This window comes from Massilia jejuensis (assembly GCF_042656795.1).
GTDB lineage: Bacteria > Pseudomonadota > Gammaproteobacteria > Burkholderiales > Burkholderiaceae_D > Telluria > Telluria jejuensis.
Map to the genome: position 1 here is coordinate 84,462 of NZ_JBHSMS010000039.1, position 8,207 is coordinate 92,668.

General features: G+C 66.2%; 9 protein-coding genes. 3 read left to right on the forward strand and 6 right to left on the reverse strand.

Annotation, left to right across the window (positions count from 1 at the left end; translation table 11 throughout):
- Positions 1-148 precede the first annotated feature (148 nt).
- Both ACFPOU_RS12475 and ACFPOU_RS12480 read left to right on the forward strand, forming a co-directional pair.
- Entirely contained in the window at positions 149-847 is a 699-nt protein-coding gene (locus ACFPOU_RS12475) for a CoA transferase subunit A (RefSeq protein WP_379721534.1), read from the forward strand.
- A gap of 32 nt (positions 848-879) precedes the next feature.
- The gene (locus ACFPOU_RS12480; RefSeq protein WP_379721537.1) at positions 880-1,530 is read left to right on the forward strand and encodes a 3-oxoacid CoA-transferase subunit B; all 651 of its coding nucleotides are present in this window, start codon (positions 880-882) and stop codon (positions 1,528-1,530) included.
- Positions 1,531-1,584: 54 nt separating this feature from the next.
- On the opposite strand, the gene trhA is transcribed toward ACFPOU_RS12480, so the two are convergent.
- From trhA to ACFPOU_RS12510, 6 genes are all read right to left on the reverse strand, one after another.
- Positions 1,585-2,202 (reverse strand): PAQR family membrane homeostasis protein TrhA, encoded by a 618-nt coding sequence (gene trhA / locus ACFPOU_RS12485; RefSeq protein ID WP_379721540.1) that lies wholly within the window; start codon positions 2,200-2,202, stop codon positions 1,585-1,587.
- Between the two features lie 100 nt (positions 2,203-2,302).
- Positions 2,303-3,574 (reverse strand): M56 family metallopeptidase, encoded by a 1,272-nt coding sequence (locus ACFPOU_RS12490; protein ID WP_379721543.1) that lies wholly within the window; start codon positions 3,572-3,574, stop codon positions 2,303-2,305.
- The gene (locus tag ACFPOU_RS12495) at positions 3,571-3,954 is read right to left on the reverse strand and encodes a BlaI/MecI/CopY family transcriptional regulator (RefSeq protein WP_379721546.1); all 384 of its coding nucleotides are present in this window, start codon (positions 3,952-3,954) and stop codon (positions 3,571-3,573) included. Before ACFPOU_RS12495 ends, ACFPOU_RS12490 begins: the two co-directional genes overlap by 4 nt.
- A gap of 223 nt (positions 3,955-4,177) precedes the next feature.
- Positions 4,178-4,642, reverse strand: a complete 465-nt coding sequence (locus tag ACFPOU_RS12500) for a YciI family protein (RefSeq protein WP_379721549.1) — start codon at positions 4,640-4,642, stop codon at positions 4,178-4,180.
- 134 nt (positions 4,643-4,776) lie between these two features.
- The gene (locus tag ACFPOU_RS12505) at positions 4,777-6,078 is read right to left on the reverse strand and encodes a dicarboxylate/amino acid:cation symporter (protein ID WP_379721552.1); all 1,302 of its coding nucleotides are present in this window, start codon (positions 6,076-6,078) and stop codon (positions 4,777-4,779) included.
- 271 nt (positions 6,079-6,349) lie between these two features.
- Positions 6,350-7,639, reverse strand: a complete 1,290-nt coding sequence (locus ACFPOU_RS12510; RefSeq protein ID WP_379721555.1) for a metal-dependent hydrolase family protein — start codon at positions 7,637-7,639, stop codon at positions 6,350-6,352.
- Positions 7,640-7,756: 117 nt separating this feature from the next.
- On the opposite strand from ACFPOU_RS12510, the gene ACFPOU_RS12515 reads away from it, so the two are divergent.
- A partial coding sequence (locus tag ACFPOU_RS12515; RefSeq protein ID WP_379721558.1) for a tetratricopeptide repeat protein occupies positions 7,757-8,207 on the forward strand: 451 nt, incomplete at its 3' end.

Sequence of the window (8,207 nt, forward strand, 5' to 3'; positions counted from 1 at the left end):
GCCATGGCCGGTAGTTCTACGGTATTGTGCTTTGAGTCGGCGTATTCTATGCTGGGATTCTACTCTGCGGTACATAAAGGGATGCGCAAGGGCGGCGCGCCGTGCATTCCCACATCGGGCTTTTCGGCTCATTCATAAAGGGACGGGTATGAACAAAGTGTATCCTGACGCGGCATCGGCGCTGGCCGGTGTCGTGCAAGACGGCCAGACGATCGCGGTCGGCGGCTTCGGCCTGTGCGGCATTCCGGAAGCGCTGATCGAAGCGCTGCGCGACTCCGGCGTCAAGCAACTGACAGCCATTTCCAACAATGCCGGCGTCGACGGCTTCGGCCTTGGCCAGCTGCTGGAAACGCGCCAGATCAAGAAAATGATCGCCTCCTATGTAGGCGAGAACAAGGAATTCGCACGCCAGTTCCTGGCCGGCGAACTCGAACTCGAATTCACCCCGCAAGGCACGCTGGCCGAGAAACTGCGCTGCGGCGGCGCCGGCATCCCGGCCTTCTTCACGAAGACCGGCTATGGCACCATCGTGGCCGACGGCAAGGAAACGCGTGAATTCAACGGCGAACACTATGTGATGGAACTGGCCCTGGTGCCGGATGTCTCCCTGGTCAAGGCCTGGAAAGCCGACAAGGCCGGCAACCTGGTGTTCCGCAAGACCGCGCGCAACTTCAATCCGAACGTCGCCACCGCCGGCAAGGTCTGCATCGTCGAGGTCGAAGAGCTGGTCGAGACCGGCGAGATCGATCCGGACCAGGTGCACACCCCGAGCATCTTCGTGCACCGCATCGTCCACAATCCGAGCCCGGAAAAGCGCATTGAACAGCGCACCGTGCGCGCGAACTGAGACGATTTGACGATTACTTTCGGAGACAGAACATGGCATGGACTCGTGATGAAATGGCCGCGCGCGCGGCGAAGGAACTGCAAGACGGTTTCTATGTGAACCTGGGCATCGGCCTGCCGACCCTGGTGGCCAACTATGTGCCGCAGGACATCGAAGTCTTCCTGCAATCGGAAAATGGCTTGCTCGGCATCGGCCCCTTCCCGACCGACGACGCCGTCGACGCCGACCTGATCAACGCCGGCAAGCAGACCGTCACGGCATTGCCGGGCGCCGCCTACTTCAGCTCGGCCGATTCCTTCGGCATGATCCGCGGTGGAAAGATCAACCTGGCCATCCTGGGCGCGATGCAGGTGTCCGAGCGCGGCGACCTGGCCAACTGGATGATCCCTGGCAAAATGGTGAAGGGCATGGGCGGCGCGATGGACCTGGTGGCCGGCGTCAAGCGCGTGGTCGTGGTGATGGAACATGTCGCCACCGCCAAGGATGGCTCGACCAGCCACAAGATCCTGAAGAAATGCGACCTGCCGCTGACCGGCGTGGGCGTGGTCGACCGCATCATCACCGACCTGGGCGTGATCGACGTGACCGACAGGGGCTTGAAGCTGGTGGAACTGGCGCCGGGCGTGACGAAGGAACAGATCGTCGAAGCAACGGCTGCCGAGCTGGACGTGTCGGCCGTATAAGCTGGCTGGATGAGCGGAAACGCGGGGAGCGGCGCAAGCCGCTCCCTGTTTTTTTTACAGCACGTAGAAATAGATGGTGATGTAATGCGCGGCGCTGCCCGCCAGCACGAACAGGTGCCAGATTCCATGCGCATGGCGCAGCCTGGCATCGAGTGCGTAGAAGACGATTCCCGCCGTATAGGCGATCCCGCCACCCAGCAACCAGGCGAAGCCGGCTGTGCCGAGGCCCGCCTGCAGCGGCCCGATCATGCTCGCCGCCGACCAGCCCATTGCCAGGTAGACCAGCATCGACAGCACGCGCGCCCCCTTGCGCGGCAGGGTTTCCTGCAAGATGCCGACGATGGCCAGGCCCCAGACCACGCCGAGCAGTATCCAGCCCTCGCCGCCGGTCAGCATCAGCATGCAAAAAGGGGTATAGCTGCCCGCGATCAGGAGATAGATGCAGAGGTGGTCGAAGCGCTGGAGCAGCGCCTTCAGTGCGCCGCTGCTGCCGTGGTAGGCGGTGGAGCAAGCGTACATCAGCACCAGCGAAAGGGCATACACGGCCGTGCTGGCCAGGCCCGCACGGCCGCCGGCGTCCGCGGCGCGCGCCAGCAGCGGGATGCTGGCGCCGAAGGCGATCACGGCACCGCAAAGATGCGTGAACGTGTTGAGTTTCTCGCCGGTCTGCATGGCGCCCCTCCGATGAACAGTCAGCTGCCGCCCCTCGATTCTATCGCCAGCTGCGTTGCCGCGTACCGCGCCAAGCAGGCCGCGTACGGCCCTGTCTCATTTATCCCAAGGACCAGACGTACTGGACCGGCACCCAGGCGCGCGCCGGTTTGCCGCCGGCGATTGCCGGCGTGAACTTACATTTGGCGATCGCCACCCGCGCCGCTTCGTCGAGCAGGGCGTCGCCGCTCGAGGTCGCGACGGCGGCGTCGGCGACGCTGCCGTCCGTATCGATCAGGAAGCGCAAGCTCGTCGTGCCCTCGGCGCGCCGGGCCAGCGCTGCCTGCGGGTAGACCGGTTTGGCGCAGGTATCGAACCTGGCAACGGCCTCGCGGGTGACGGCGTCGGCCGCGAGCGCGTCGCCGCGCGGCGTGGTGCCGGCGCAGCCGGCGATGCAGGCTAGCGCCATGGTCAGGACCGGAAGTGCGGCTTTCCAGTTCATTGCCTGGGTTTCGGGACGAACCAATTGTTTGATGCGTGACATGAGATCTCCTCCGTTGGCCGCCTGGGCCAGGTGCTGTGTGGAGAACTGGAGACGTTCCAGTTCCGAAAGTGCAAGGGCCAGGCGCCGCGGTTCGCCCAGTTGCCTCGCCGCGATATCGTCCGCGATCAGTTCGCGCTCGACACGGATGCGGTGCGAGAGCCACCAGACCACGGGGTGGTAAAACAGGAGGGCTTCGATCACGCTCTGCGCCAGGTTGACCGCGTAATCGCAGCGCCGCACATGGGCCAGTTCGTGGGCCAGCAGGGCTTCCAGCAGTTGCGGCGGCATGCCCGCGACCAGGGAGGCCGGCACCAGCACGACCGGGCGCCACCAGCCGGCCGTGACGGGGCTGGCCAAGGTATCGACCACGCGCAGGCGCACGGCGCGCGTGATGCCGAACTGCGCCGCCATCGTCGCCAGGCGGGCATTCCAGTGTGCATCCGTGCGCGTCGTTCGGGACGCGCGCTTGACCCACACCAGCCCCAAGGCCAGGCGCAGCCCGAGCGCGGCGGCGCAGGTTGCCCAGGCGCCGACTACCCAGGCCAGGTGTGCCTGCAGGAAGCCTTGCCAGCCGCCGCCGGCCGCGCCGCCCGTGCCGCTCAGCATCTGCGCCAGCATCGGGGTGCCGCTTGCGCCCGCCGCGCCGCCGTTCAGGCGCGCGATCAGCTCGGCCGCCGGCCAGAGCAGGCACATCAGCAGCGCCGCGCAGGCGGTCAGGTAGCGCGCCTGCGGACGCGCGCGGCGCAGTCCGACCAGTGCCACCGCGGCTTCCAGGCCGACCAGCCCGGCCTGCCAGACGGAATCGAGCAGGGTGGCGCCGACATGGCCGATGATTTCCTGGCCGGTCATTGGTCGTCCTCCTTGAGCAATCGTTCGATCTCGGCGCGTTCCTTCTTCGAGATGCCGCTTTTCAGGGCCGCCAGCACCAGCGCCTTGGCCGAGCCGGCAAAGGCCTTCTGCATCAGGTCCTTCAGCAAATTGGTCTGCAGCGCATCCTGGGGCTGGGCCGGCGCGTAGACGTGCGAGCGCTCGCTCTCGTCGCGCATGAGCAAGCCCTTGGTATGCATGATCTGCATCAGGCGCAGCACGGTGGCATAGGTCACGTCGGGACGCCTCCGCTGCATGGCCTCGTGCACCTGGCGCGCGGTGGCGGCGCCGAGCGGCCACAGCACCTGCAACAGGTCGAGTTCAGCCGCGGTGGGCTTGGGAATGCCGGACGAGGTGGGCATGGCGCTTCCTTCGGAATGCGGAACAATTCGATTCAACTACCCGCCAGCAAACACATGGGTTTTCGGCGGCCGGAATGCACACGTAGATTCGCGCGAGAACTTAGACTATCTTATCTAGAAAGGAATGTCTACATAAATGTGAGGCGTGCGGGCCTCGGACCTGGAAACGTGACTACCTTCCGGTCATTCCGGTGTTCAAGCCGGCGTGCGCCCTGGTCGCGGGCTATTTCTTCTCGATCCGGGCATGCACCTCGTTCACCGTCATCAGCGCCGCCGAGCCGTAGAACTTGTGGTACTCGGCTTCCATCTCGCCGTGGATGATGACGGGATCGAGCGCGACCCAGGTCCTGGCCGTGTCGATGTCGGGCGTGTTCAAGACAAAGATGCCGCGCCGGCCTTCCTTGCCGTCGAGGGGGCCGGCCAGCACCAGTTTCCTTTCGCCGGCGAGCTTGCCGATGTTGGCGAAGTGGCCCTTGAACATGGCGTTGCGCTCGTCCCCGGCCGCCATCTTCCTGGGGCCGGTCTTCAGGATCACGAGCACATAGGGACGCATGCCGCGCTCGTCGGCGCCGAGGGATCTGGCCAGTTCCGCATCGTAGGCGACAGCCGGCGCCGGCGCGGCCGGATTGGCGCTTGCGGCGAAGGGCAGGGCGAGCAGGGTGGCGAGGGCAAGGGCGTGCAGGCGCATCGGGGTGTCTCCGCATGATCGTGGCGGGAGCGTAGCATGTGGGGCGGCGAGCGGCAACGGTTTGGATCGGCGGCCGGGCGCGCATGAAAAAACCGCGCCGAAGCGCGGTTCATGTCGAGCCAGAACTATCCGGTTCAAGCCGCGTCGCGTACCGGCTGCAGGATCTTCGGATCGACATCGGCATGGGTCCCGGACAGCACCGCATCCATGCGCTCCTTGTCCAGCTCCTTCTCCCACTTCGACACCACCACCGTCGCCACGCCGTTGCCGACGAAGTTGGTCAGTGCGCGGCATTCGCTCATGAAGCGGTCGATGCCGAGGATCAGGGCCATGCCGGCGACCGGGATGGTCGGCACCACGGCCAGGGTCGCTGCCAGGGTGATGAAGCCGGCGCCGGTGATGCCCGAGGCGCCTTTCGAGGTCAGCATCGCCACGGCGAGGATGGTCAGTTCCTGCATCAGGGTCAGTTCGGTGTTCGTCGCCTGGGCCACGAACAGGGCCGCCATCGTCATGTAGATGTTGGTGCCGTCGAGGTTGAACGAATAGCCGGTCGGGACCACCAGGCCGACCACCGATTTCGAGCAGCCGAGCTTTTCCAGCTTGCGCATCAGGGCCGGCAGCGCGCTTTCCGAGGAGCTGGTGCCGAGCACGATCAGCAGTTCTTCCTTGATGTAGCGGATGAACTTGAAGATCGAGAAGCCGGTCAGGCGGGCGATGGCGCCGAGCACGATGAAGACGAACAGGGCGCAGGTCAGGTAGAACGAACCCATCAGTTTCGCCAGCGGCACCAGCGATGCCAGGCCGTATTTGCCGATCGTGAAGGCCATCGCGCCGAAAGCGCCGATCGGGGCGAGCTTCATGACGATGTTCACGACGCCGAAGATCACGTGCGAGAAGTCCTCGATGATGCGGGTCGTGGCGCGCCCGCGTTCGCCGAGCATCGACAGGGCCACGCCGAACAGGATCGCGATCAGCAGCACCTGCAGGATGTCGCCCTTGGCGAAGGCATCGATGAAGGTGTTCGGGATGATGTTCATCAGGAAGTCGACCGTCGACTGCGACTTGGCCTTGTCCGTGTACTGGGCGATGGCGCTGGCGTCGAGCTGGGCGGGATCGACGTTGAAGCCGGCGCCCGGCTTGACCAGGTTGGCCACGACCAGGCCGATGACGAGGGCGAAGGTCGACACCACTTCGAAGTAGAGCAGGGCCTTGCCGCCGACGCGGCCGACCTTTTTCATGTCCTGCATGCCGGCGATACCGGCAACGACGGTACAGAAGATGACGGGGGCGATGATCATCTTGATCAGCTTGATGAAGCCGTCGCCCAGGGGTTTCATCTTGGTGCCGAGCTCGGGATGGAACACGCCGAGCAGGACGCCCATCACGATGGCGAACAGCACCTGGACATACAGGATTTTATAAAAAGGCTTTTTCATGACAACTCTTCACGAGAGAGAGATTGATGGTGACGCCATGATCACGAAATCCCACCTCGGCCGCTATTGTGGATATCCCCAAGGCGCTGAATACCCGTCATTCGGGCCGTTGATGGCGTGCGGGAGAAGGGCGCGCGCACCACGGCGGCGCGGCCAGGCGGCGTGAGGGAAGGCGACCAGCGCAAGGAGAGGGAGGCGCCATGCCGGCCCGATCGAGCGCCTATGCACGGACCCTGGAGGCGCGGCCGATCGTGGCCGCGGCCGCATGCAATCACGGACGGCGGTACACCTTCCCGCCTTTCATCACGAAGCTCACCCTGCGCAGCGCCGTGATGTCCAGCGTCGGATCCCCTTCGACCGCCACCACGTCGGCCAAGGCGCCCGGCGCCAGCTGGCCCAGTTCCTTGCCCTTGCCGAGAATCTCGGCGGCGATGACGGTGGCCGCGCGCAGCGCTTGCGTCGGGGTCATTCCCAGCCGCACCATCCATTCCAGTTCGCGCGCATTGGTCCCGTGCGCGAACACGCCGGCATCGCTGCCGTTGCCGATCACCACGCCGACCTTGCGTGCCAGCCCGAAGGCGCGCTTCGCTTCCTGCATGGCCGGGGTCGGCGCCCCGCCGCGCACATGCTTGTGGAAGTATTCGCCGATCGCTTCCGGCGCGGTGAGGGTCGGCACATAGGCCGTGCCGCGCTCCTTCATCAGGCGCAGCGTGGCCTCGCTGGCGCCGTAGCCATGCTCGATCGTGTCGGCGCCGGCCAGCACCGCGTTCCGGATCGCGCCGTCGGTGCTCGCGTGGACCGCGACCTTGCGGCCGGTGACGTGGGCGGCCTGCACCATCGCCTGCATTTCGGCGAGCGTGAAGGTCGGGCGGCTGCTGCCGTCGACGCCGGTGCGGTAGTCGGCGTAGATCTTGATCCAGTCCGCGCCGCGTGCGCTTTGTTCGCGTACCGCCCTGGTCACTTCGTCGATCCCGCTGGCGGCCTGGGCGCCGTAGGGAAGCGCCATGTCGGGCCGGTAGTTGCGTTCGGCCGGCCCGTAGCTGTAGCTGGCGACGATGGCCCTGGTCGCGATCAGCAGGCGCGGGCCGGCCACCACGCCCTGTTCGATGGCGCGCTTGATGCCGACATCGGCATAGTTCGCGCCTTCGGTGCCGAGGTCGCGCAGGGTGGTGAAACCGGCCCGCAGCGTGTCGGCGGCGTGCTTGCCGGCCAGGAGGGTGCGGTATTCGACCTGTTCCTTCATCACCTGGTCGTCCCAGCTCGTCTCGTTGTACGGATGCAGGAGCACGTGCGAATGCAGGTCGATCAGGCCGGGAATCAGGGTCTGGCCGGGCAAGGAGATGCGTTCCGTGTCCGGCGGCGCGCCGATCGAAGCGGCGGGACCGACTTGGCTGACGCGCCCGTCGACCACCAGCACCGCCCAGCCGGCATGCGGCTTGCCCTCGCCGGTCCAGACGCGGTCGGCCGACAGCAGCTGGCTGCGCGGGTCGGCCGCCTGCGCGCAGGCGGCAGCGAGGATGGCGAGGGCGGCGACGGCGAATTTCCGGGTCCAGGTGCGCATGGCGATGTCGTTCGGGTGAGGGAGCCGCCATCATAGCGGAGCGGCCCGCGTTTGCGTGCAGTATGCTGGCGGGTTCGGGGCCCCGAACCCCGGCGAACTTTACCGGACGAGGAACACATGGCTCAGGCAGATGCGCAGGTCGCGGCGCTGTTGAAGGAAGCAGTCGCACTGCACCAGGCGGGCAAGCTGGCGCCGGCGCAGGCGCGCTACCGCCAGGCGCTGGCGCTTGCACCGCGCCAGTTCGACGCGCTGCATCTGCTCGGCGTGGCCGCGCGCCAGCAGGGCGACGCGGAATCCGCGGCAAGCCTGATCGCGCAGGCGATCGCCGTCGACCCGGCGCAGTCCACGGCCCACTGCAATCTCGGCGCCGCGCTCCAGGATCTGGGACGCAGCGAGGAAGCCCTTGCCAGCTACGACACCGCCGTGCGCCTGAACCCCGGCTATGCGCTTGCCTGGGCCAATCGCGGCAACGCGCTGCGCAAATTCGGCCGCCTGCCCGAGGCGGTCGACAGCTACGAACACGCGCTGGCCGTCCGGGCGCACTATCCGCAAGCCTGGTGCAGCCTGG